A 24823-nucleotide genomic window follows, 5' to 3' on the forward strand; every position below is an offset into this window, starting at 1 on the left:
ATATAACCTTATATATAACGGTCTGCTTAAAAAAATCCATACTATTCATTATAAACAAAAGTCGCACAAATATGCTACAAAAAAAACGGGAAACTTTTATATGGTAATAAAATTAATAATTTGTCTGTTCCTTATTTCGGAAGCATATGGGCACCTTGCAACACATACCTAATTTGCATTTCTGTGTATTCTTCAAGCGTATACAGTTTTTGCAGCGCCCAGCGTCTAAACCCCCACATTTGTCCTTGTATAAAAATATTATGTGCAAGAAGCTGTATTTCTTTTTTATTTAATATAAACGTTCCATTTTCCGTACACTGTTCTAAAATATCCTCAAACATTCCTACCATTTGAAACTCTTTTTCTAATACATATGGGAGAGATTCTTTCGGTAAAAAACGTACTTCTTGATACATAATTAATACTTCTTCTTGTAATTCGTCCATCACTTTAAAGTAATTCGTTATCGCTATCTTTAAACTTTCTATACTCCCTTTTTCTGTACATACTACTTCCTCTAATCGTTCTTTTACATGTTCATATATACTATCACAAACTAAATACAAAACATCATCTTTTGTACGAATGTACTCATAAAGTGTCCCTATACTAAATCCCGCCGCTTTTGCAATCTCTCTCGTTGTTGTACGCGGAAATCCTTTTTGTTTAAACAGTTGCACCGCACCTTTAATCATTTGTTCACGTCTTAACGCAACTAATTTTTCATCTTTCACCGATGCATGTACATTATGTTTAACCATTACCTTCACCTCTCTCTATTATTTTTTGGAAGGAAAAAGCGTAGGAAAATACCTACGCTTTCGTTCCTACTTCGTTAACATACGAGAAATTACAAGCCTCTGAATCTCTTGTGTTCCTTCATATATTTGTGTAATCTTTGCATCTCGCATATAACGCTCTACTGGATAATCTTTCGTATAACCGTAACCACCAAATACTTGCACCGCTTCAGTCGTCACCTTCATCGCTGTATCCCCCGCAAATACTTTTGACATCGCTGATTCTTTTCCATACGGAAGCCCTTCTGATTCAAGCCAAGCCGCTTGATATGTTAAAAGGCGTGCCGCTTCTACATCTGTTGCCATATCCGCAAGTTTAAAGCCAATCCCTTGCTGCGCCGCAATTGGCTTTCCAAATTGATGGCGCTCCCTTGCATATTCTACAGAAGCATCTAAAGCCCCTTGTGCAATACCAACAGCTTGCGCCGCAATACCGTTACGACCTCCATCTAATGTTTGCATCGCAACTTTAAATCCTTGCCCCTCTTCTCCAAGTAGATTCTCTACAGGAATACGGCAATCTTCAAACATAATTTCAGTCGTTGGTGAAGAGCGAATCCCTAGCTTGCTCTCCTTCTTCCCAACTGAAAATCCCGGTGTATCACTTTCTACAATAAATGCACTCGTACCGCGCTGCTTCGATTCAGGATTAGTTAGCGCAAAAACAACATAAATATCAGCAATACCGCCATTTGTAATGAAAATTTTTGATCCATTTAAAATATAATGGTCGCCATCTCTCTTTGCGATTGTCTTCATTCCACCAGCATCCGATCCAGATCCTGGCTCCGTTAAGCCGTATGCACCAATTTTCTTCCCTTCAGCCATCGGTCGTAAAAACTTTTGCTTTTGTTCTTCTGTCCCAAATTTAAAAATTGGCCATCCCGCAAGTGAAGTATGTGCAGATAGTGTTACACCTGTTGAAGCACAAACTCGAGATAATTCTTCAATAGCAATTACGTATGCTAAGTAATCGCTTCCAATTCCTCCGTATTCTTCAGGCCACGGAATACCAGTTAAACCAAGCTCTGCCATTTGATCAAATAACTCTCGATCAAATCTCTCTTCCTCATCACGCTCAGCTGCTGTTGGTGCTACTTCATTTTTAGCAAAATCTCGAACCATTTTTCTTATCATTTCATGTTCTTCTGATAGTTTAAAATGCATCTCCGTCTCCCCCTCGCCCTTTTATAAAGCACGGCTAATAACAAGTTTCTGTATTTCACTTGTTCCTTCATATATTTGCGTGATTTTCGCATCACGGAAAAATCGTTCTACTGGATAGTCTTTCGTATAACCGTAACCACCAAATACTTGCACCGCCTCAATCGCGACTTCAACCGCTGTCTTAGAAGCAAATAATTTCGCAATAGATGCTTCTTTACCGCATGGTAATCCTTGTGCCCTAAGAGACGCCGCTCTATATACGAGTAACCTTGCTGCTTCGACACTTGTTGCCATATCTGCAAGTTTGAAGCCAATCCCTTGCTGCGCCGCAATTGGTTTCCCAAATTGCTCTCGTTCTTTTGCATAATCAATCGCACATGCAAGCGCCGCTTCAGCAATTCCTAACGCCTGTGCACCGATTCCAATTCGCCCAACATCTAAATTCGCCATTGCCACCTTGAATCCTTGTCCTTCTTCCCCAAGTAAATTCTCAGCTGGCACTTTCATATCTTCAAAAGTAAGTTGTACCGTACGAGAACCGAGAAGCCCCATCTTATGTTCATCTTTTCCGATGATTAAACCAGGTGTATCTTTCTCTACTATAAATGCAGAAATACCACTTTTTCCTGCATCTGGATTTGTAGAAGCGAATACAATGTACGTACTTGCTTCACCACCATTTGTAATAAACACTTTCGATCCATTAATAATATAATGATCGCCTTTTTTTACAGCTCTTGATTTCAAACTCCCTGCATCCGATCCTGCATTTGGCTCTGTTAAAGCAAATGCGCCTAAATATTCCCCGGTTGCAAGTTTAGAAACATATTTTTTCTTCTGTTCTTCTGTTCCGAAATATAAAATCGGATTCATTCCAACTGACGTATGTACAGCTAAAATTACACCAACTGTTGCACTTACCTTTGAGATTTCCTCAATTGCTAGAATGTAAGAAATAAAATCCATTTCTGCCCCGCCGTATTTTGCAGGCGCTGGAATCCCCATTAATCCAAGATTACCCATCTTTTGTAAAACCTCTTTTGGGAACACCCCTTGTTCCATACTAGGAACAAAGGGAGCTATTTCCTTCTGTGCAAAATCCCGAACCATTTTCCTCATCATTTGCTGCTCTTCATTAAAACGAAAGTTCATATACTCCGCCTCCATTTGCTATATATCCTTTTAACAATTTGGTAAGACCACTATTTTGTAACAAAGGGGGAATTTATTCGTAAACGTAGAATCCACGACCTGTTTTACGACCTAACCATCCTGCATTCACATACTTACGTAATAACGGACATGGGCGATATTTACTATCTCCTAATCCTTCATGCAACACTTCCATAATGTATAAACACGTATCTAAACCGATAAAATCAGCGAGCGTCAAAGGCCCCATCGGATGGTTCATACCCAGCTTCATTACTTCATCAATTGCTTCTTTCGTCGCTACACCTTCATATAACGTATAAATTGCTTCGTTAATCATCGGTAACAAAATGCGGTTTGATACAAAACCTGGGAAATCATTTACTTCAACTGGTACTTTCCCAATTTTTTTCGTAATATCTTCAATTGCTTCATATACCGCATCATCTGTAGCCAAACCACGAATAATCTCAACAAGCTTCATAACTGGAACTGGATTCATAAAGTGCATACCGATTACTTTTTCCGGACGCTTCGTTACCGCTGCAATTTCTGTAATTGGCAGAGATGACGTATTCGTCGCTAAAATTGCGTGTTCTGGAGCAATTTCATCTAGATTCGCAAAGATTTTCTTTTTAATATCCATTTTCTCAACAGCTGCTTCAATAATAAGATCCGCTTCTTTCACACAATCTAAATCAAGCGTTACTGTAAGACGATTTAATGTCGCTTCCTTCTCTTCTTCCTTCATGCGTCCTTTTTCTACTTGACGCGCTAAGTTTTTCGTAATGATAGCCAAACCTCTATCTAATTGCTCTTGTTTTAAATCTTGTACCTTCACGTCATATCCTGCCATTGCACATACTTGTGCAATTCCTGATCCCATTTGCCCTGCACCAATTACAACAATGTTTTGTACACCCATTTTTTCTTCCCCCTTAATTGTTAATAAATTTTATACCCTCGAACTTTAATTAGTGAACTTCAATCATCACTGCGTCCCCTTGACCGCCACCGCTACAAATCGAAGCAATTCCAATTCCGCCGCCGCGCTGCTTAAGCGCATGGATTAGTGTAACGATAATGCGCGCTCCGCTTGCTCCAATTGGATGTCCCATCGCTACTGCGCCGCCATTTACATTCAATTTTTCTGGATCAATTCCTGCGATTTCTGTACTTGCAATTGCTACCGCTGCAAATGCTTCATTAATCTCGAATAAATCGATATCTTCAATTGTCTTGCCTGTTTTTTCAAGCAATGCGTTAATTGCATAACCTGGCGTTCTTGGGAAATCTTTAGATTCCACTGCAATTGCTGTATGCGCCAAAATTGTCGCTAATGGCTTTCTTCCTTCTTGCTTCGCTCTGTCTTCGCTCATTAATACAAGTGCGGCACCACCATCGTTCAAGCCTGGCGCATTACCAGCTGTCACCGCCGCTGTCTTATCAAATACAGGTTTTAACTTTGCTAACTTTTCAATCGTTGTATCTTCACGTGGCGCCTCATCCTTTGCAACGACAATAGAATCGCCTTTTCTTTGCGGGATCGTTACTGGAACGATCTCCTCTTCAAAACGTCCTTCTTTATGCGCTGAAACCGCACGCTGATGGCTACGATATGCCCATTCATCTTGCGCTTCGCGAGAAATTCCATCTTCCTTCGCAACTTCTCCGCCATAAACACCCATGTGTGTACCTGAAAATGCGCATGTTAAACCGTCAGCAACGTTTAAATCAATAACTTCGTTGTTGCCCATTCTGTATCCCCATCTTGCTCCGCGTAAAATGTAAGGACTGTTACTCATCGACTCCATACCACCAGCTACAATCAGTGATTGATCGCCAGTACGAATAATCTGATCCGCTAACGTAACCGCACGAAGGCCTGATGCACAAACTTTATTGACTGTTTCCGTCTGCACTTCCCAAGGGATTCCTGCAGCCCTTGCAGCTTGGCGCGATGGAATTTGTCCCTGTCCACCTTGAATAACCGTTCCAAATATAACTTCTTCAACATCACTAGCTGCAACATTTGCTCTTTCAAGCGCTGCTTTAATTGCAATTCCTCCAAGTTCCGTCGCTTTTACATCTTTTAAAGATCCTCCGAATTTTCCAACTGGTGTTCTTGCAGCACTTAAAATAACTGTTTTACTCATGTTTCTTTCCCCCATTTCATTTTTTAACACTGAGCGCTCGCTCGGTATCCCTACGTTGAGAAGAGGTGCAATCATTGCACCTCTTTCTAAAGTTGTATACATTCTTATAAACTACATCGCTTCTTTTTTCTGTCCGATAACAGATCGTTCTAAAATCTCTGTCACATCAAGAGTTTGAACTTTTTCTTCTACCTCTTTCGCTTTCGTGCCATCACTGATCATCGTTAAGCAATATGGACAACCTGTACCGATAATGGATGGCTGTACAGCTAATGCTTGTTCTGTACGAGCAACGTTAATACGAGAGCCTGTTGTTTCTTCCATCCACATTAAGCCACCACCTGCGCCACAACACATTCCAGTCTCACGGTTACGTGCCATTTCTACAAGATTCACTCCAGGAATCGCTTTCAAAATGTCACGTGGCGCTTCGTACACTTCGTTGTATCTTCCTAAATAACAGGAATCATGGTACGTAACTGTTTCTTCAATAGCATGAACAGGCTTTAAACGCCCTTCTTTCACCCACTGGGCTAACAATTCTGTATGATGATAGACTTCTGCTTGCAAGCCAAAGTCCGGATACTCATTTTTAAATGTGTTATAAGCATGAGGATCAATCGTAACGATTTTCTTCACTCCTGCCTTTTCAAATTCTTCGATATTCTTTGTCGCCATCTCTTGGAATACAAATTCATTTCCGAGGCGACGTGGTGTATCTCCAGAATTCTTTTCTTTATTACCGAGAATTGCGAATGAAATGCCTGCTTCGTTCATTAACTTCGCAAATGATATTGCAATCTTCTGACTACGGTTGTCGTATGATCCCATTGAACCAACCCAGAATAAATACTCGAATTCCTCACCAGCTTTTGATTTTTCTTTTACAGTTGGAACTGTTACTTCGTCATCACCTTGGCGCCATGTTTCACGCTCTTTACGGTTCAGACCCCACGGATTTCCTTGACGCTCGATGTTTGTCATCGCGCGTTGTGCTTCCGCGTCCATTTTTCCTTCTGTTAAAACGAGATATCGACGTAAATCAATAATTTTATCAACATGCTCATTCATAACTGGACATTGATCTTCACAGTTACGACACGTTGTACATGCCCAAATCTCTTCTTCTGTAATAACATCTCCGATTAAACTCGGATCGTAAGCGAGCGTTGTAGCCGCTGATTCTTGTTGTCCTTTTCCAGCTGCCATCATCGCTAACTGATTTCCTTGTGTATTATTGAAGGCAACTACTGGAACCCACGGTGCTTTTGATGTTACCGCAGCCCCTTTATCAGTTAAATGATCGCGAAGTTTTAATATTAAGTCCATCGGCGATAACATTTTCCCTGTGCCTGTTGCTGGACACATATTTGTACAACGGCCACACTCTACACAAGCGTATAAGTCAATAAGTTGATTTTGTCTAAAGTCTTCAATTTTACCAACACCAAATGTTTCTTGTGTTTCATCTTCAAAATCAATCTTTTCAAGCTTCCCTGGATTTGAAATACGACCGAAAAATACATTAGCTGGTCCCGCAATTAAATGCGCATGTTTTGATTGTGGAACATACACTAAAAACGTTAACAAAATTAGTAAATGCACCCACCAAGAGAAATAGAACACTGAAATGGCTACGGTTTCATTTATCCCGCTAAAAACGTAAGCGATTGCAGAAGCAATTGGTTCACTCCATGAAAGCTCCTCGCCATGCCATATAAGTCCCATACCGTTACCAAGTAGCACAGAGATCATTAAACCACCGATAAAGATAAGAACAAGACCTGATTTGAAGTTACGTTTTAAACGAACAAGCTTTTCTACATAACGTCTATGAAAAGCCCAAAATACTGCAATTAAAATAACAAGTGTGACAATTTCCTGGAAGAATGTAAATGCAGGGTATAGTGGTCCAAGTGGAAGATGTGATCCTGGTGCGAGTCCTTTCCAAACGAAGTCAATTGCTCCAAATTGGACAAGAATAAATCCGTAAAAGAACATAACGTGAATGATGCCGCTTTTCTTATCTTTCAGCAGCTTTTTCTGACCGAAAACATTGACCTTAAGAAGATCCCAACGCTCTTTAAAACGACGGTCAAATTCAATTTTTTTTCCTAATTGTATGTAGGCTATTCTCGTCCGTATAAGATATACAAACAAATATCCTGCATAAGCAATAACAGCAATGGCAGCCAGCCAATTAATGATCAGTAAGCTATTCATTTTTATGCTACCCCTCTCTTTGTAAGCCCTCTTTCTTTTTAGAATCTTCAAAAATATATAATTTTCTGAATTATATCCCCTACCCCCATTATATAATGAGTGAGCATTCAGTCAACAGTTTTTTGTTATAGAACAACACATTTTTTCATAAAGCTGTTTATTTCGGTGAAACTATTGTCGGACGACAATAATTTAGGAAGTTTGACGACAATATATTGGCAAGTAAAAGAGTTGAACTGTAACTTTAGGAGATAAATTGCATAGGTTTTAAGTAGGTTTTCTTTGCCCATCCTTCGGGAGATGGGAAAAAATACCCCAGTATTAAATTTCACATAACCCAATAGAAACCCTCCAAGATTATTACGACTTTGAAATAAAGTTTAAGCATAGTTGTTTATAAAAATTGTACTGTTTTATACCTTTGGATTTAATATCCTAAAGGATATTTATTGTAATACATTTTATTAGGATATAATTATTTTTAGGTGCCAAAAAAACATCTTATATCTTAGAATACAGAACTATTTCTAGAATACATTGTAATTTATAATTTACATTAAGCAATATATAAGTTACATTCGTTTATGGAGGTATGATATGAAAAATCACGTGAAAATTGGTCGTGTAAAAGCAAATTTGACACAACAACAGCTTGCTGATGTTGTTGGAATTACAAGGCAAACTGTCAGCCTTATTGAAAAAGGTAAATATAACCCATCACTAAAGTTATGTTTACAAATTTGTTATGCCGTAAATGCAAAATTAGATGAGATATTTTGGTTGGATTGGGAGGATTTTAAATGAAGAAAATTACAGATGAAAGACTCATTTTAAGGAACTTAAAAAATATTAAAATCACGTATATTGTTCAGACCATAGGAATCTTATCCATTCTTGGTTATGACTTTTTTCAGGGGGGACTTGATAGAATGCGCGAGAACCCTCTTTGGATGGTATTTATTTTAACATCAATCGTATCTGCCTATTTATCAATGAGTATTAGTGTAGAACAAGAGAGGGCAATAATAAACCCTCAGAAATCATTTATTATTCGGCTGGTAGTATTAACTACTATTGTAGTGTTTATTTCCTACCTTACTTCTATTACACCAAACTATGGATGGAAAGACGGCCTATTATTAGGAAGCATTTTACTTATGTGTGGTTCTATACCAACGTATTATGTATATCGACTAAGATTGAAACAAAGACAGGATTTACAAGATGAATAGAGGGCGGTGCGAAGGTTGTTATCATTTTTCAACGAAGTAAAACTTGTTTGTTCTATTTGTTCTAAAGAAATAGCTGAAGGAGAAGAGTTTATTGTTTGATTAAACCTACCAACTAAATCAAAAATGCCAGTTGGAGTATTAGATAAAGTATTGGTAAAAAATTCAACAATTTTTTTTGTGTAATCGATGTCATCATGAAAATGCAATCTAAATAGGTATTTGTTAAAATTGAAAATTTTGGAAGGTTTGATTTGGTTGCATAATCAAACTTTCTTAATATTTTTAGATATGGTGTGAAAGAATCCATTTTAATTATTTTTTTAATGGACTCTTTATACTTCGCTCCAAATAAAGATGTGCACAATATTCCTAATCAAACTTATTTCAAACGTATTTTTCTGATGTTTTTTTAAATAAAGTCCCAGTTTTTATAAAAAAGATGCGATGCTTTATCTCTCCAATCGTAAAATTCTAAATGAGCTTTGGTCGACTCTTTATGGGCCAGGTGCGCGAGATCCGCAAAAACAAGCTGTCTATTATCAAATCGTACAAATGTTAAATTCAGGATTACCTATAAAGAAGGTTGCTGAAAAGAACAGCGTGACCAGACCAACGGTTTATCGTATTCAAAAAGAACTCGAGGAAGATATTAATTGACAATAAAGTTTAATCAAAACTAAAAATGTTGATTTTTTAATAAAAAAATCCCTGCACTTTTAAAAATATTTGAGAAAAATGCGGGGATTACCTTATATATGGATGTTACGATTTGAAGTATTATCGTTCATTTAAAGAGTGTTAAAATGATAACTCTACATTGTAAGCACTATTTATTCATAACTAATTTTCATCTTCCATTTTTCGAAATAGTAACCATTCGACTAGTGCGTAGAGCGCAATAGGCACAATAATACAAAGAATGACAAAAGTTTGGTTTTTACCACCCTGAACTAATTCTTTCGTTTGTGGTATCCTTAACAATAAACCGAATATTCCTAAAGCGACAACGTAAGTAAGACCCCCAAAGAATTCACGTTTCTTCTTGAATATAACATAAACGATAGACACGATTAAAATAACAAGAATGGCAATCCAATCAAATGGGGTACCAATTTTAAAAATTCCTTGTTTTGGTGTAAAAAGTCGAATGAGGAAAAATACCCCAAACGGAATCATTGCTATTATCCATACTACGAAAAATTTAATTAACCTTGGTAATTGCGTTTTCATATAAATACTCAGGTGTAATAATTTAAAAACACCATAAACGAATGCAATGGAGAATATTCCATTCAACAATATAACCAATCCATTTATTTGTAATGATGGGGCTGTAAAACTACCTACAATATCGTAAAACATACTAATTAAAAAAATTAAACCACTAATTTTAAAAATCGATTTCCATGAAGGTTTATCAAATTGCTGTGTCAGTTGATCGACAACCTCTTTTGGATTTTTACCTAAATACTCTTCTGCCGATTCGCCATGTTTTTGTGCTTCTAAAATATCTTGTAATATTACCATTAAGTGTTGTTCTGTTTCTAATTCTTCATAGAAAAAACCAAATGTACGCATATACAATAAAATATCTTCATAATATATTTTATTTTCTGGGGATAGCTGTTCTCTAAGCTTGTTATTTTGCTCCACTAATTGTTTAGCGGTATTATTTTTCATCCAATTCACTCTCCACTTTTGTCAAAATCCGATTCACTTTTACAATCAATGAACCCCATTGCTCTTCAAAACCCTCTAGTTGTTCTTCTCCTTCATGTGTAATAAAGAAGTATTTCCTATTTGGTCCATCAGGTGAAGTGAGCTCCTTACTTTTAATTAACCCTTGTTTTTCTAACTTTTGCAGTAGAGGATAAATCGTTCCACCTACTATTGTTGTAAACCCATAATCACGCATTATTTGTACAAGTTCATAACCGTATACTTGTTGTTGTTTAATAATAGATAGCACGCAACCTTCAAGTACCCCCTTTAGTAGTTGTGTTTCTTTCATTTACTCACCTCGCTAATTTGTAATACATATTAGTTAGAAATGCGGTATCGTTCATTAACTAGTTTGTAAAACATACTAGTTAAAAACACTGTAGCATATAATGACTAGTTTGTAAAACATACTAGTCATTATATGCTAACTTTTTGGATTAAAGTAACGTTTAGTCAATAGCATGCTATAAATGTTATTTTTGGATAAATGTCTAGAGTTTTTTCTTCAAGTCAGACTTTTTAACAACTTTATCTTATTTTTTTGTTCGGTGAAGTATTTTTCATCCAAAATAAAGCTTTTTTATGTGCAATTTATCATTTGAATACAACGCAAATTATCTCCTAAAGTCAAATTGAACTTATATCAAACTTTTTACATTTCATTAGCTTTTAGGAATCTATAAGAGGCCACTATATCATTTTGGTAAAATTGTATAGTACGGACTTCGCCCCTTATTATTACAATACTTTTTAAATATAAATACATGTTCAGAAAGATAAAAATTAAGTTTAATTAAACATTGATTTGTTTACACACTTTACAAACATGATTATAGCTGGAAAGCATTGATATTACTGATTTTTCTGTACAAATTAATATTAAATCAATGTTATTTTATATTGATATAAGCAAAATTTGAGAAATATGCAATTGTGCATATTTCTCAAATTTTGCTTATTTTTCCCTTTTTTATGTTATTGTTTATTTGCATAATAAAATAAAAAGGGAGTGGCTTTATGTTTAAGAAATGTGTTTCATCAGTATTAGCTTTCGGAATGGCTTTATCATTAGGATTTTCCTCTTTTGCAGGAAATGTAAATGCAGAGCAATCTGACACAGCTAAAGGACCAGCTATGCAATACGAACAAATGTCAAAAGATTTTGAAGAAAAAACTAATGTTGTTAGTGAAAAAGTAGAAAATACTTTCACTAAATTAGTAGAAAAAAATCTAGCTGATGGAAAAATCAAGCTTGAATCTTTAGAGAATAGCAAATTAAATTTAGATGATGTTGTTGTACGCACTCTTGAAAATGGAGACTACTTTGTAAAAGTATCAACTAAAGGGGAAAATGCAACAGAGACATTTAGCGGTTTTTCTGTAATCTTTAATCAAAACAAAGAGTTAGTATCAGTATTTGAAGTTAACTTAAACCAGTTAGATGAAGATACTGCTGCATTAAAAACATGGTCAAATGGTCAAAAAGTTACTGATGTAGTAATGGAAAAACCAGATGTTCAACCACAATGGTCTTATAGTTATTTTGAAAATTGTTTAAGTTCTCAAGGTGTTCCTTGGGCAGCAGTTGCAGCTTTAGGATTTGTTTGTGGTGCAGCTTGTGTAGGTACTGGTGGCGCAGCTTGTGCACCATGTCTATATGCTGGATCAAGTATCAGTGGTGGTACTATTGGATATTGTTTAGGAAAAGCTTTAAGACAATAAAAAGTGAAAAATTAATAGCTTTCTGCTTTAAGCAGAAAGCTATTAATTTTTCTTAGTAATTATTATCCAAGATATAGATAAAATAATTACGGCAGTAGAAGTAATTATTTGAAACAGTTTTGGCGTATCTAATGATATAACGTTTAATACTGACAATACATAAAATACTACGATTAAGACTACCAAAATAAAATATGAAAAGTTTATAGTTTTTTTTCTTATATATTTAGCTCTTTCATCTTGATTACTAAAATCAGCATAAAGATACCAAACAGAAAATGAAAGTATACTAAAAGATAATGTCGTTAAACCATTTAAAGTGAAAAGCGTTTTTCCTGCCATAAACGATACAAAACTTAAACCAAATGTTATTAAAATAAAAAATATGCTTAAACCAAGAAATGAAGTTCTACTATTCATTATTTTCCTCCTCTAACAAGAAAATATCTTCTACCTTCATATTGAAAAGTCTTGCAATTTTGATTGCTAATGGTAGAGATGGAGAATATTTTCCTTTTTCAATAGATATTATTGTTTGTCTAGTTGTATTTAATTTTAGAGCTAATTTTTCTTGCGAATAATTAAATTTTTTTCGTATTTCTTCTAATTTGTTTTGCATTCAAACTTATATCCTCCTTTATATAATGTTTTTGTTACTTATCATTATAATGTAAAGTTAACTTTACTGTCAAGCAACCTTTACAGTAAAGGTAACTTTACATTATAAATTCATCAGAGGTGATTATTTTTGAAAAAGAAAATAGTAGTTTTATTGTTATTATTTATATTGATTGTTTCCATATTTGGATTCTATAAGTGGAAATATGTCTACAGTAAAGGAATGTATGGTGAAACTTTAAAAATAATTAATGCTGAAGATTATTTACCATATAAAGAAAAAACTCCCAAAATAGCTATTATTGATACAGGTGTTGACTTAAATAATAATTTTTTAAAAGATACTAATTTAGATCAATTTTATTTAGATGAAAAATCCAAAGTATCACAGCAGTACCATGGTACTATGGTTGCTGGAATTTTAATATCAAATGGAGATGGTTATACAAATCCAGGTGGATTAATACCTAAAAGCCAAGTATTATCAATTCAATCTGGAACAGATATGGGCATGACTTCAAATGACTTAGCAAAAGCCATTGATTTGTCCGTAAAAAAAGGAGCTAAAGTTATTAATATTAGTTCAGGAACCACTAAACAGAATGAGGTATTAGAAAAATCCGTTAATGAAGCTTTATCTAAAGGTGTTGTTATTATTGCTTCTAATGGTAATGACTCTAAAAACAAGTTATATTATCCAGCTTCTTATAAAGGAGTTATTAGTGTTGGAGCGATTAATAAAGATAGAAAACCTATAAACATCTCAGATATTGGAAAAGTAGACATATTTGCTCCAGGGGAAGAATTATTAACTACTCGAACTGATCAAAAGAATCATAAAGGTTTGTTTGGAGGTAATTCAGCTGCTACTCCAGTGGTTACTAGTATTGTTGCTTATTTATTATCTAATTATCCTGAAATTACAGCTGAAAATGTAGAGGATATTCTGATTAATAATTCAGATGTAGGTAAGCAAAAAGATCAAGATATTAAAATTATAAATGTAAAAAAAATAATAGATAGTTTATCTAAGAAGAATTAATTATTACTATAGAGGTGCTTTGTTTTGATAAATAAAAAAAATATTAATCATCTATTGTTTTTAATTTGGGTCGTTGCATTAATTGCAACTATGGGCAGCCTGTTTTTCTCAGAAATATTAAAATATGAGCCATGTAAATTATGTTGGATTCAAAGAATTTTAATGTATCCTATTGCAGTAACTGGGGCAATAGCTGTTATTAGAAAGGATTATAATTATGTAATTTATGTACTTCCTTTATCTATATTAGGTATATTTATTTCTAGTTATCACTATGGAATTCAAAAAGGGATAATAAATATAGAAAGTGATCATTTTTGCGGGAGAATACCATGTGTTGGACAATATATTAATTGGTTTGACTTTATTACAATTCCATTCCTTGCATTAACCGCATTTGTAATCATTTTCTTATGTGCATTATTTATATATTTTAAGAAATCAGGTGAACAACATTGAAGAAAATTATTATTACATTGTTTGTTATTACTACCGGTTTTATAGGTATGTATTTAATGATTACTTTTAATAACGATGATAATAATCCATATCAAAAAAAAGATATTCATGCTGAAACACGTAAACAATTAAACGATCCATTGTATCAAAATATTATTTTACCTAAACAATTAGATAAAGAGATAGCTAACTCAAAAAATATTACTGTATACTTTTACAGCCCAACTTGTGAACATTGCAAGAAAGTAACACCGATTGTAACCCCAATAACTCATGAAATGGGCGTCGAATTAAAACAATTTAACCTTTTGGAATATGAAGAAGGTTGGGAAAAATATCATATAGTGGGTACTCCTACTATAATTCATTTTAGTAATGGAAAAGAGCAAGACAGAATTATGGGTATGAACAGCAAAAGTGAATTTAAACAATGGTTCGAGAAAGTAAAAGCTAAATAAAGCTAAATGAATAACCGATTCCTTTATGTCCAGGGAATCGGTTATTTTGTGTCTAAACGTACAATTTCCCTCAAATTATATGGTGACCTCATGCCCATTAACTTAAGAACAAAAACAAAAGGATCTATTTTCCACATTTTTCATCTTACATATTTTTATAGCATTAAATAATCTTTTCTTCTTAATTTATACTTAGTCTTCTTCTTTAAATTCATTAATATTAATATTAATTAAACCTTTTTCACCTGAGAAGAAAGTATAATTTGTATACCCACTCACCTTTTCTGGCGGCGTGTTATCAACAATAATGATTTGATATTTATTGCTTAGTTCAATTAAAATTTTATAAATTTCCTCATAAACTTCGGGATCATTTATACGTTCTTCTTCTTTAATTTCCGCTTGTTCTATGGATTCTACTTGAATTGTACCCAGATACTTACTTAAAGTATCCAGCATTAAAAAGCCTGGATGCCCCACTGCATAACCTTCTTTTTTACTTGATAGAATTGCCGCTAAATAAGATAGTTGCATACATTCTAATAGACCACCACTCTCATGTTCGTAAACACTTGCCCCCTCATGGTAAGGAATATAACTCTCAGAATCAACATACGTTTCATTATTTATATCGTATTTTAATCTTTTCATAAATCCCTTATATTCAGTATTTAGGAAATTGAAAATTTGTTTTCTAACATCCCGACTAACTTTTAAAGCTGCAATATCTTTTTCTAATCGTTTCACTTCTTTATTTAAATCATCAATTAGTTTACACTTCTCATCAATTTTACGGTGTATTCTAATACATTCCTTTACTATTTCTTGATTTTTAGTTAATTTATTTATTATGCTATTGATAGAATCTAATTGCGAAAGAAACGGAACATCTGTGGATTTTGCGAATTCTGTAATAGCTCTATTTAAAATCTCCTGTTTCTTTTCTAGCTTTTCTATTTTTATATCTATATCTTCAATATCTTTATTGTCACCACTAATCAAATTATTTACCAAATTAATTTTATTGTTAATCTCTTTCTTAATTTTCAATAATGTCTTTTCTGGAGTAACACTATCTTTAGTTATTTCTTGAATTTGATTTGCAACGGTCGAATTACAAAGTGGACATTCAATATTTTGCTCTGAAATTGCCAATTTATAATTAACCTCTAACGTAGCATTTATTTCTTCCTTTTCAAGATTATACTCTTCTATCAATAATCTTTTTGCTCTTACAGAATTCTGTAATTCGTTCTTTTGTTTTTGCAAATCAAATATTTGATTTGCAATTTCCGTCAAATCCTTTTTCAATCTAATATACATCTTGTTTTCATTATTGCTATTGGCTTTACTATTTTCTATAATTGATTTTTTTTCTAGTTTACGTTGTTCGATTTCATTTTTAAATCTAGTTGCTTTACTAGACAATTCATTAAAATCCTCTGCATCTTTATCTTTTAAATATGATTTCAAACCTGTTATCTCTTTATTTGTATCCTCAATTTCATTCCTTACTTTTACCAACTGTTCCTGCAAATGATCTTTATCCGCTTCAACTAAATTAAACATTAATTCAAAAGCATAAGGGTTTTTATACCTTTTAAATGTAGATTTGTTTTCTAAAAAATCATGAGTCCCCAATTCATGTTGATGAATATAAGAGTATCTAAATATATCTCTAAATGATATTTTCTCTAATTCCTGTTTTGTGCTATGTTTTTTATGTTTAATAAGCTTATATTCATTGATGTTTAGCTTTCTCATTAGAAAGTGTAATACCTCTTTAAGCTCTACTGTCTTAGGTGTATACCCCTCCAAGTCATTAAATCCACAATAATAAATGCTTATTTTTCCCTGTTTTTGTTTTAGTAAGCGATTTAAAGTAACAGTTTCTTTGTTAACTTGTATCTCAAGAAAAATTTGATCACAATACTTATCTAATTGCTTTTGAACATTTAAATCAATTTTTTTGCTCTTCCCTAGACAATAATCAATTAAGCTAAGAACTAATGACTTTCCTGATGTTTTATCTCCACTAATTATGTTTAGTCCGTCTTTAAACCTTAATGTTCGTTTGTATGCTGTTCCTTGAAGAATTAACTTGGTAATTATAATACGATTCATTACGATATCCCCCTCAATACCTTCAGATTATTAGCTGTATAATCTACTTGATTCATTGCATAAATGTAATCTTCTACTAACTTAGAAAAGTATTCTGAATCCATTTCTTCATAAAATTCTAATCCACCTTTAGTTAATTTTGCCGCTAAGTCTCCTGTCTTAAAAGATAGATTGCCTTTTATCTCTATAAAATTCAAATCAGACAGGTTCAGTAGTATTTGATTTATTTTATTCTGAAACCTAAAATACAAGTTGGGGGATATTTTACTTCTATTCTCTTCTCCAGTCTCAAATAATTTAATCAGATCAAAATTAACTAAACTATAATAAAATACAAGTTCTGAGATTTTTCGATATTTCTTCTTGTTTTGTAAAAAACACGCATATAAAAGCCCCATAGTTTTTATCAAATCTAATTTTTCATTATCAAATAAAAGTTCAATAGATAGAGGAACTGACATGTTTTTTCTTTTCAATTTACTCATTTAAACGTCGACCTCCCCACCATACTCCCTTTTCCTCCTCTTCAGCTAAAATGTGTATCAAACCTCTATTTTCATTTTCATCAGATTTATTACCCTTAAATAATTCAGCATATCTCCCAAATTCAATCCCCTCTAAACTTTTATGGACAACTTCTAGAAACTTTTGACTATCTCCATACCTATTATATGTATCAGCATACCTTTCCATATACTTCACGAAAACTTTACCTAACATTGCATCAATAACCTCTATCGATATACCTACCTTTCTTAACTCACGTATATATATTTCTGCAGAAATATAAAAAATGGAACTTAATTTAATCATTAAAGGATCTATATTTTCGAGTTTTAATTTTTTATAGAAGAGATTATTTTCCACATTTTGATCCATATCATTTAATCCTGCACCTATAATAATTGGGCTGGCAGTTTCTCCACTAGATACATTTGAATTTGCGTTCCCCACTTCCACTGTAATAGGTTCGGATATGTATTTTAATATCTTTCTTATTTCCTCTGTATGCGAAGAACTCTCACTTTGATAAGGAATAGTCAGTAAACCATATTTTGTTCGTAACTCTCTTACTTTTTCGCTAGTAGGATTATCTAAAAGAATATAATGAGTCCCGTTAAAATATTTTTTATGATCTTTAATTAACGTACTTACAAATTGATCGTCAAAAGAAAAACCCATAAATAGAAGTTTCTTATTTCCTGTAACTACTTTTAATAAATTCTCATATTTATTCTCCATATATAGATTTGAATAGCTCTCCCTACTAAGAACAATCGTTCCCGAATTCGATGTAAATCCATGGAGATGACATACCCTTTTTTCATCAAATAATCGTTGCGTACTAAATTGAATATCTTTAAGTAAAATAGGACGATTATCACATTTCAAGTAATCATCTAGTAAATTTTCATAGTTTGTTGTTAAATGAAGTTTAAAATTCATTTCTCCAATATCAGAATAATTATGTAAACTATCATCATGCAATTTAGTTTGTTTTTCTTTAATTATTTCTACTACTTCTTCCTGTATGTCTTGATCGATCATTGGTACATATTTCATTAATGCATCAATAGCTCCCCAATAATCATTATTTCTCAATTCTTCTTTAACAACTTCCTTAATAAAAGCTTTCTCCTGCGCAACATATTTTTCGGTAATATTATTTATTAACATTTTCCAATTTGGAACATTGAAAGGTACCGACAATCCAGCTCCAATAAAAGGTACTATCTTATCATCTTGATAATCTTTTCTAAGTTTTTCTAAATTTACATCCATATAGTTCCCTTTCCCCTCTATTTACTTAATTTATATTCATGACACTAAACATATACTTTATATGCATATATAGCGATTTTATGCATATCTTCTTATCTTTTTCTACCTGCTCTATGAGCAATAATCTAAAACACTGTTTCATAAAGAAAGAAGTTAACTAATAAAGATTTCTTTCTGACTATACCTCTTTATTTTCTTATCGCAGCCTTTCTTATTTATTCAAAAAAGCCTTTGACTGTTCATTATAGGTTAACTTATTTTACCATAAGGATTAATTTCATAACAATTGTTATTATTGAAATAACGACCTTTTAATAGAAAGGAGCATTTAAAAATTCTATCCCAAAACCAAAAGAAGATTTTCCGTTATTTGGAAAACCCTCTTTTCTATCACTATGAGATACTATATCCGCAATATTTTGAGTTATATATCAAAAATCAAATCGATAAACATCTATATATTTCTTATCTCATTATTAATAGTTGGACAATGTCCAATTGGATTTATCTCCATTGTAGGTTCATGCTGCACTTTAAAAATAAACTCTGCAAAATCTCTATCCCTATCTGGAAGATAAAACAAATAAAACGGATAGTACCTTTTTTTGTATATGTGAAACTTAGAAGGAGCCTGAAAAAACAATTTATCCCTTGGAGCATACTCCAATGCGATTTCAAACCAACAATGGAATTTTGCTAGTAAAATAAGCGCATATATTTTTGCTAATATCCATTTCGTAACAAAGAAATTCGGAGTAACTTGACTCATAGATTTAGTGTTGTCGTGATATAAAGGATCCTTTACAATCACATTATTTCTTATAAACTCATATATACTATACATATAATTCCAATCTGATTTTGAATATGTTTCAAATTCTTCAAAATAAAATCTTGAATATGAATTATATATCGAACAACACTCCTTGCGACCTTGAATTTCTCCTTGCCAATGCACGTAAGCATATACATATGGACAAAGTGGCTTATTATAGAATGCAGTTCTATGCTGATAATACTTCCAACATTTCTTATGCTTTTTTAATAAACACTTACGAATTTTTCGAGATATTGCTTTATATATTTTTTGCATAGTCCAAAACATTTCTTCCCCATCATAATCAGAAAGATAATTATATTTGGTAGTTTTTGTTTTAAGCTTCATTTCTGTTTTGAGATAACATACACGATCTCTAGTTCTAGTATAAATTAGCTTTTGGGATGTGAGATGATCGGGTTTCTGGGGATAATTAAGAGCAACTGATACTATATCTATATTTGCCCTTTCTTTTTGAGGTACTTCTGTTATGTACATTCGCTTTATTTGTTCAGTGACTGATTTTGATAACGAAAAAATATTATGAATAAACTGATTATTATCTACTGAAATCGGAACTGACCAATTCTTGAAAAACTTTCTTTCACTATTTTCAGCTAAAAAATTATAACTACATAAACATTGAAAAGGTTTTTGTAATTGCAAGTTACGTAAATTATACATAAATTCTAAATGACATTTGGGACAACTTTTATGTAAAGGTGTACCATGAATAAAACATTGATTAATGTAATGAAATTGATGGAATATACTATGGTATCCTTGTTTTAGACAAACTGCACAATACTGCAATTCTTCTTCATATCTACACAATTTCACACCTAAACAATCCATTAACTCTGACAAAACATTTAAATAATTACTTTGCATATCAACCCCTAACCTACAAGATATTTCCTTGAGATCAAAACCTTCTAACGTATATAAACTTCCAAATTTATAACTTATTAATGGCGTTTTTCTACTTTTAAACTCTGAAGAACCTAGCTCCCTGTATAGCTCTTTAAAAGACCATACGTTAGCATACATTAACTTTTGAAAAATACTAAATGGCGATTCATACGGTTGTACCCATCTTTCATCCCAAGTATACTTTATACTTTCTTTTCGATTCACCATATTTAAAATTTTCATATCCCTTTTTTACAAACCTCCGCTTCAATATAACCCGAGTACCAAATAGCTTCTTCAATCATATTTTTAGATATTTGATAAACATTTGCTCCATACCTTCCATATTGCAAAAGTAAATACTCAATAGTACTAGTAATATATTGCATAGGAATTTCAGCTGTTGCAGATAAATTTGCTTTTTCTCGTTCCCTACGGAATGCTTCCATCATCTCTTCCGCATACTGATATAAACGAAATCCTTTTTCATATGCTTCTAAGAAGAAATGTTGTGTATAAGTAATATCACTTCCTAAAGGGTATTCTGATTCATCATCATAACCTCGAAGACATGTTTGTAAATCATCTAGCGTCCTGATTCCCATAAATTTAAAATCATGTACCATAAAACGACCTACTATTTGTTGTTTTTTCACTTGAATAAACGCTGCACGCTGACGTAAGAGTTCTTCTTGCCCTACTAAAATACATGTTAAACTAACTTCACAATTATCTAATTCATTATAGATATCCTTAAGCCATTGATAATGATTATCTTGTAACTCCTGAGCCTCATCCATAATAAAAACAATCTTTTGTTCTAAAGACTTATAAGCTGATTCTAACAAAAAACGATATAAACGCTCCCTTTTTGAATTTAGTGTCCCTGACTTAGAGTCTCCATGCCCTACATTACGCAATAATTCTTCAAAAAATACTCTTTCAGTAGCTTGTTTATGATGATTACACTTTATAACAAATATAGGGAGATCTTTAAAATCTTCTCGCAAAGCATATTGTAAAAATCGAATCGCCCTTGTTTTTCCTAAGCGCGGTCTTCCATATACAATTCCACCTGGAGTACGATTTGTAATCCAACGATGTACAGTATCATATAATCTTTCAATCTCATTCGTCGCTAAAATGTACCTTCCTGTTTGTACTGGATGCAAGTTACCTCGCTTCGCTAATTTTTTACGACCTGCAACATAAAAATCTTCACTCACAAATTTCCCCCTCCCTAATAGCCCAATGTTTTAGTAAATCGGCGTTTCTTATTTTTAGAACCTATTTCAATAAATTCTTTTTGTATTAAGGATGATTCTTCACTCTCGAAAGCAGGGATTGAAGAAGGAACTTCTTTTTCTCTTTCTTTTTTTAGATTTGCTAATTGATTTCGAGCTGTCTTATACCTTGTTCCTTTCTTTTCTAGGTAACGCTGAAATACTTCAATTGGATCTTCAAACTCTGTAAAATGAATTAGCTTTTTATTTCGCAAGCTAATAATCGCCTCTCTTGTTTTTAAGGAATGCTTGCTAATCCCCCATTTTCCTGTTGCATATAGTAAACCTAGTTCGCTACCATCTCGAAAAAATGCACGAATAGAACGCAAGTCATCAATATCTATTAATAATTCTAATTCTGTCCCTACAAGATCCGGTAAGTTTGCTATAATATCATTCCTATATTCCACCGCCTTATATTGAATATATGGTCTTCGATCCTTTCCTCGAATGGTTCTCTTTGCACGTAATACAAAAAAAGAAAGATTTTCTCGTTCTTCCTCTCCCAAAGTTCGAACAAAATATCTTTGAATGCGTTGCTCCATAGCCTCCAATGGAGATAAATAACCTAATCCACTGTGAGGTGTAGCATTGTATTCTGCAATTAGCGCTGTTGTTAATTCTTCTATCTCCCATTCGGATATTCTATATTTAATTGCATATTCTTCTGGTTTATTTCGTTTCGTATCTGTCGGATCACTTCCAGTTGTATTTGGAAGACGATGAAAACCATTCTCTTCTAACAAACCAAAAAAGCGCTCAATTATAGGTCGCCTTTCTGGCATACTTACAGGTCCTTGATTGATAGAACATCCAATAACATGTTTTAACTTCTCCGTTACTAGTTGTGCATCATTTGCTTTAGCGTTATCAATTAAAAATTCATCCCATAATGCCCACTTACACGTTTCAAACTTTTGAGAAGGAAAACCTGCATTCTCAGACAGCTTCAAACCTGGAATAGAAAATTCCGGATCCACCTGTGGTTTTACTGCATTATGCAAACATTTCAAAACATCCCAAGAAGAATATTCTTTATTTAAACAAAGATGATAGCCTAAGACACATCGAGTTGCTTCATCAATTATGTTTAATATCCAAATACGATCTAAAATTTTAGTTACTTCATCACCTTCTGGTGTTAAAAATGTAATTGAAATCAAAATATCAATTTTATGTGCATCAAATTGCACCCTACGATATGGACGAGCAATGAGAGGATGATTTTTTACTCCTACTCCATTATGAGCCATATAACTTCCTAACTCTTTATTTTCTTGGAATGTATATACAATAAGATGTTCTTTTTTTAATTTGACAATATACCTTTCTAAAGAACGTTTTGCAAAATCCTTTGTTGTGAAGGGATACTGATGGGATTGGATTCCGATTTCTTTACATAATTGTAAAAATTTCTTATGCAATACTTTTATCATCATACCTTTTTCTACTATTTCATTTTTTTTCTTAGGCAAGACCATGTCTTCTAAAAAAACTCTTAACTGAGGATGTGTATTTAATAAAACTGTAAAAGAACCAGCTTTTCCTGTATCGATATAATTTGGAGGAGCCGAAGGAAATTGATTTTTGTCTATTCTTTTATATGGAATAAGAGCTGTGTAGCCAAAAATTGACCCATTATTATTAGGATATAGACAACGCTTTACAAAATAACTGATTCGCTTATATGTAATGCCTGTTTGTTGAATAATATCTGTCACAGACCTTTCAGACATAAAATATAAATCCATAGCCTGCTTACGTTTTAAATACATTCCCTGATGTTCTTTACTTAATAATGTAATATCTACTTTAGGCCAATTTTTCAAGTCCAGCATCCATTCTTCAACACTTAATTCCTCTAGTAGCCTTCTTCTAACCATCACTCCATACCTCCGTTTTATATCCAAAATCTAAATTGTCTAGATTTGCCTGTATCCTTCCCTCAAAGATATTTTTACTTAGAATAATGTAAATATCTCGCAATGGAATAGATGGGTAAGAACTGCAGAGGTCACTAACAGAGAAACAGCCATTATTGATTAAGTTTAATATCTTTTCTTCTTGATACGGATTCACTTCAATGAAGTGATTAGTAAGAGATACAAGTAACCTCATATTATCTAAATGTATACGCGGTTCACGAATTTCCTTTTCCGTCATAATTCTATATTCCTTTTTGTTTTCCTCACACCAAGCTCTTTGAATTTCTAATTGTTTCATTGTTCGATTGTATTTTTTGTTTCCCTTACGCATCTCTTGTGAATATTTCACTTCCACAAAGTATTCTTTTCCACTTCGTTCTTGTACCCACATGTCAAAAATCGTATGTGTATTTTTCCCTTCAAATTCATATGCTATTTTCAATGGCTGTTCACAAAAAACAGCAATATCAGAATTGGTTTCAACTAATAACCAATGTTCATACTCTAAATCACTATAGAAGCGAACATCTCGTTTTAATTTGTGACTGTATGCACTCCAAAAATTACTGCCATAATACATGTTTCGTGACATAGTAACCGGCGAATACAAGGGAATTTCACCTCTTTCTACCTTATTCCCTCTATATTTTCGATATTATTTATAAAGTTCCCTGCCACTCTTCTTCTACATGTGGTTCAAATATAAAAAATACCCCAATCTATAGAATGGCTTTATATACTTTTGTTCAAATTATAAATACTGCTCTTCATGGTCGAGTTATTCTTGTGGCTATCATGCCAAAATTCTGTCATATCGTAGATAACTTACCAAAAGGCTGTCTTCAGGTTGCGACACAAATTAGGCAAGTTGTAAAACTAAGTATCCCACCAAAAACAAGATATTTAGTTAATTCTTTACTACCCTAAATTTTGTCGTCAGACAACTATAAAGTGAAACTTTAATCTGTAGGGGTGGTTCATCCCCCACTGATTATTAGTTGAACCAATCGGGCTTTTACGGGCAGTTGATTTCCAAACTAACTTCTACTTATTCATCAGTTTTTGAAGTAGGAAGCTTACTACCCGTTAAAGCGGGATAAAGTGAAACTTTAATCAATAGGGGTGGTTCATCCCCCACTGATTATTAGTTGAACCAATCGGGCTTTTACGGGCAGTTGATTTCCAAACTAATTTCTACTTATTCATCAATTTTTGAAGCAGGAAGCTTA

The 24823-nt window shown here is 33.1% G+C and carries 24 protein-coding genes; 7 read left to right on the plus strand and 17 right to left on the minus strand.

Annotated elements, in window-relative coordinates:
* Nucleotides 1-131: 131 nt before the first annotated feature.
* From ASE54_RS31715 to ASE54_RS31740, 6 genes are all read right to left on the minus strand, one after another.
* Nucleotides 132-761: a TetR/AcrR family transcriptional regulator gene (locus ASE54_RS31715; RefSeq protein ID WP_000238594.1), complete on the minus strand. Its 630-nt coding sequence runs from the start codon at nt 759-761 to the stop codon at nt 132-134.
* A gap of 66 nt (nt 762-827) precedes the next feature.
* Nucleotides 828-1967 carry an acyl-CoA dehydrogenase AcdA gene (acdA, locus tag ASE54_RS31720; protein WP_000545547.1) on the minus strand — a complete coding sequence of 380 codons (1140 nt, stop codon included), beginning with the start codon at nt 1965-1967 and terminating at the stop codon, nt 828-830.
* A gap of 21 nt (nt 1968-1988) precedes the next feature.
* Nucleotides 1989-3119: an acyl-CoA dehydrogenase gene (locus ASE54_RS31725; protein ID WP_001011191.1), complete on the minus strand. Its 1131-nt coding sequence runs from the start codon at nt 3117-3119 to the stop codon at nt 1989-1991.
* A 73-nt stretch (nt 3120-3192) separates the two neighbouring features.
* Nucleotides 3193-4044 (minus strand): 3-hydroxybutyryl-CoA dehydrogenase, encoded by an 852-nt coding sequence (locus tag ASE54_RS31730; RefSeq protein ID WP_000538874.1) that lies wholly within the window; start codon nt 4042-4044, stop codon nt 3193-3195.
* A gap of 49 nt (nt 4045-4093) precedes the next feature.
* Nucleotides 4094-5377, minus strand: coding sequence for an acetyl-CoA C-acetyltransferase (locus tag ASE54_RS31735; RefSeq protein ID WP_002083553.1), 1284 nt, complete (start codon nt 5375-5377; stop codon nt 4094-4096).
* Between the two features lie 9 nt (nt 5378-5386).
* The gene (locus ASE54_RS31740) at nt 5387-7498 is read right to left on the minus strand and encodes a (Fe-S)-binding protein (protein WP_001086753.1); all 2112 of its coding nucleotides are present in this window, start codon (nt 7496-7498) and stop codon (nt 5387-5389) included.
* Nucleotides 7499-8095: 597 nt separating this feature from the next.
* Between ASE54_RS31740 and ASE54_RS31745 the strand changes: the two genes are divergently transcribed.
* The 3 genes from ASE54_RS31745 (at nt 8096) to ASE54_RS37480 (ending at nt 9387) form a co-directional block, all read left to right on the plus strand.
* Nucleotides 8096-8302 (plus strand): helix-turn-helix transcriptional regulator, encoded by a 207-nt coding sequence (locus ASE54_RS31745; RefSeq protein WP_000788735.1) that lies wholly within the window; start codon nt 8096-8098, stop codon nt 8300-8302.
* On the plus strand, nt 8299-8730 hold the full coding sequence (locus tag ASE54_RS31750) for a hypothetical protein (protein ID WP_000724353.1): 432 nt from the start codon (nt 8299-8301) through the stop codon (nt 8728-8730). Before ASE54_RS31745 ends, ASE54_RS31750 begins: the two co-directional genes overlap by 4 nt.
* Before the next feature lie 444 nt (nt 8731-9174).
* Nucleotides 9175-9387 carry a helix-turn-helix domain-containing protein gene (locus ASE54_RS37480; protein WP_000966429.1) on the plus strand — a complete coding sequence of 71 codons (213 nt, stop codon included), beginning with the start codon at nt 9175-9177 and terminating at the stop codon, nt 9385-9387.
* Nucleotides 9388-9570: 183 nt separating this feature from the next.
* On the opposite strand, the gene ASE54_RS31760 is transcribed toward ASE54_RS37480, so the two are convergent.
* Together ASE54_RS31760 and ASE54_RS31765 are read right to left on the minus strand one after the other, a co-directional pair.
* A complete protein-coding gene (locus ASE54_RS31760; RefSeq protein WP_000794938.1) occupies nt 9571-10410 on the minus strand; it encodes a hypothetical protein in 840 nt (279 codons plus the stop codon).
* Complete coding sequence (locus tag ASE54_RS31765) at nt 10400-10741, minus strand: PadR family transcriptional regulator (protein WP_000665426.1); 342 nt, start codon at nt 10739-10741, stop codon at nt 10400-10402. Before ASE54_RS31765 ends, ASE54_RS31760 begins: the two co-directional genes overlap by 11 nt.
* Before the next feature lie 728 nt (nt 10742-11469).
* On the opposite strand from ASE54_RS31765, the gene ASE54_RS31770 reads away from it, so the two are divergent.
* Nucleotides 11470-12174 (plus strand): hypothetical protein, encoded by a 705-nt coding sequence (locus tag ASE54_RS31770; protein WP_001994911.1) that lies wholly within the window; start codon nt 11470-11472, stop codon nt 12172-12174.
* A gap of 42 nt (nt 12175-12216) precedes the next feature.
* Here the strand turns inward: ASE54_RS31770 and ASE54_RS31775 are convergent, their stop codons facing one another.
* Nucleotides 12217-12594 (minus strand): hypothetical protein, encoded by a 378-nt coding sequence (locus tag ASE54_RS31775; RefSeq protein ID WP_001088673.1) that lies wholly within the window; start codon nt 12592-12594, stop codon nt 12217-12219.
* The gene (locus tag ASE54_RS31780; RefSeq protein ID WP_001180107.1) at nt 12587-12793 is read right to left on the minus strand and encodes a helix-turn-helix transcriptional regulator; all 207 of its coding nucleotides are present in this window, start codon (nt 12791-12793) and stop codon (nt 12587-12589) included. The genes ASE54_RS31775 and ASE54_RS31780 overlap by 8 nt, the downstream gene beginning before the upstream one ends.
* A 129-nt stretch (nt 12794-12922) precedes the next feature.
* Here ASE54_RS31780 and ASE54_RS31785 point away from each other — a divergent pair, with 129 nt between their 5' ends.
* The 3 genes from ASE54_RS31785 to ASE54_RS31795 are packed head-to-tail and all read left to right on the plus strand — an operon-like array spanning nt 12923 to nt 14751.
* Entirely contained in the window at nt 12923-13834 is a 912-nt protein-coding gene (locus tag ASE54_RS31785; protein WP_000727301.1) for a S8/S53 family peptidase, read from the plus strand.
* Nucleotides 13835-13858: 24 nt separating this feature from the next.
* The gene (locus ASE54_RS31790; RefSeq protein WP_000608724.1) at nt 13859-14293 is read left to right on the plus strand and encodes a disulfide oxidoreductase; all 435 of its coding nucleotides are present in this window, start codon (nt 13859-13861) and stop codon (nt 14291-14293) included.
* On the plus strand, nt 14290-14751 hold the full coding sequence (locus ASE54_RS31795) for a thioredoxin family protein (RefSeq protein WP_000720267.1): 462 nt from the start codon (nt 14290-14292) through the stop codon (nt 14749-14751). Before ASE54_RS31790 ends, ASE54_RS31795 begins: the two co-directional genes overlap by 4 nt.
* A 192-nt stretch (nt 14752-14943) precedes the next feature.
* Here ASE54_RS31795 and ASE54_RS31800 read toward each other — a convergent pair whose 3' ends face one another.
* From ASE54_RS31800 to ASE54_RS31830, 7 genes are all read right to left on the minus strand, one after another.
* Entirely contained in the window at nt 14944-16875 is a 1932-nt protein-coding gene (locus ASE54_RS31800) for a hypothetical protein (protein ID WP_001079794.1), read from the minus strand.
* Nucleotides 16875-17360, minus strand: a complete 486-nt coding sequence (locus ASE54_RS31805) for a hypothetical protein (protein ID WP_000040281.1) — start codon at nt 17358-17360, stop codon at nt 16875-16877. The genes ASE54_RS31800 and ASE54_RS31805 overlap by 1 nt, the downstream gene beginning before the upstream one ends.
* Entirely contained in the window at nt 17353-18657 is a 1305-nt protein-coding gene (locus ASE54_RS31810; protein WP_000383003.1) for an SIR2 family protein, read from the minus strand. The genes ASE54_RS31805 and ASE54_RS31810 overlap by 8 nt, the downstream gene beginning before the upstream one ends.
* A 454-nt stretch (nt 18658-19111) precedes the next feature.
* Nucleotides 19112-20629: a hypothetical protein gene (locus ASE54_RS35515; RefSeq protein WP_003255271.1), complete on the minus strand. Its 1518-nt coding sequence runs from the start codon at nt 20627-20629 to the stop codon at nt 19112-19114.
* Nucleotides 20626-21612, minus strand: coding sequence for an ATP-binding protein (locus ASE54_RS31820; protein ID WP_001994917.1), 987 nt, complete (start codon nt 21610-21612; stop codon nt 20626-20628). Before ASE54_RS31820 ends, ASE54_RS35515 begins: the two co-directional genes overlap by 4 nt.
* 14 nt (nt 21613-21626) lie before the next feature.
* The gene (locus tag ASE54_RS31825; protein WP_000252419.1) at nt 21627-23552 is read right to left on the minus strand and encodes a hypothetical protein; all 1926 of its coding nucleotides are present in this window, start codon (nt 23550-23552) and stop codon (nt 21627-21629) included.
* Entirely contained in the window at nt 23545-24204 is a 660-nt protein-coding gene (locus ASE54_RS31830) for a TnsA endonuclease N-terminal domain-containing protein (protein ID WP_014895364.1), read from the minus strand. Before ASE54_RS31830 ends, ASE54_RS31825 begins: the two co-directional genes overlap by 8 nt.
* Between the last annotated feature and the right edge of the window lie 619 nt (nt 24205-24823).

Source organism: Bacillus sp. Root131, assembly GCF_001429475.1.
In the GTDB taxonomy this organism is placed as follows: domain Bacteria; phylum Bacillota; class Bacilli; order Bacillales; family Bacillaceae_G; genus Bacillus_A; species Bacillus_A thuringiensis_S.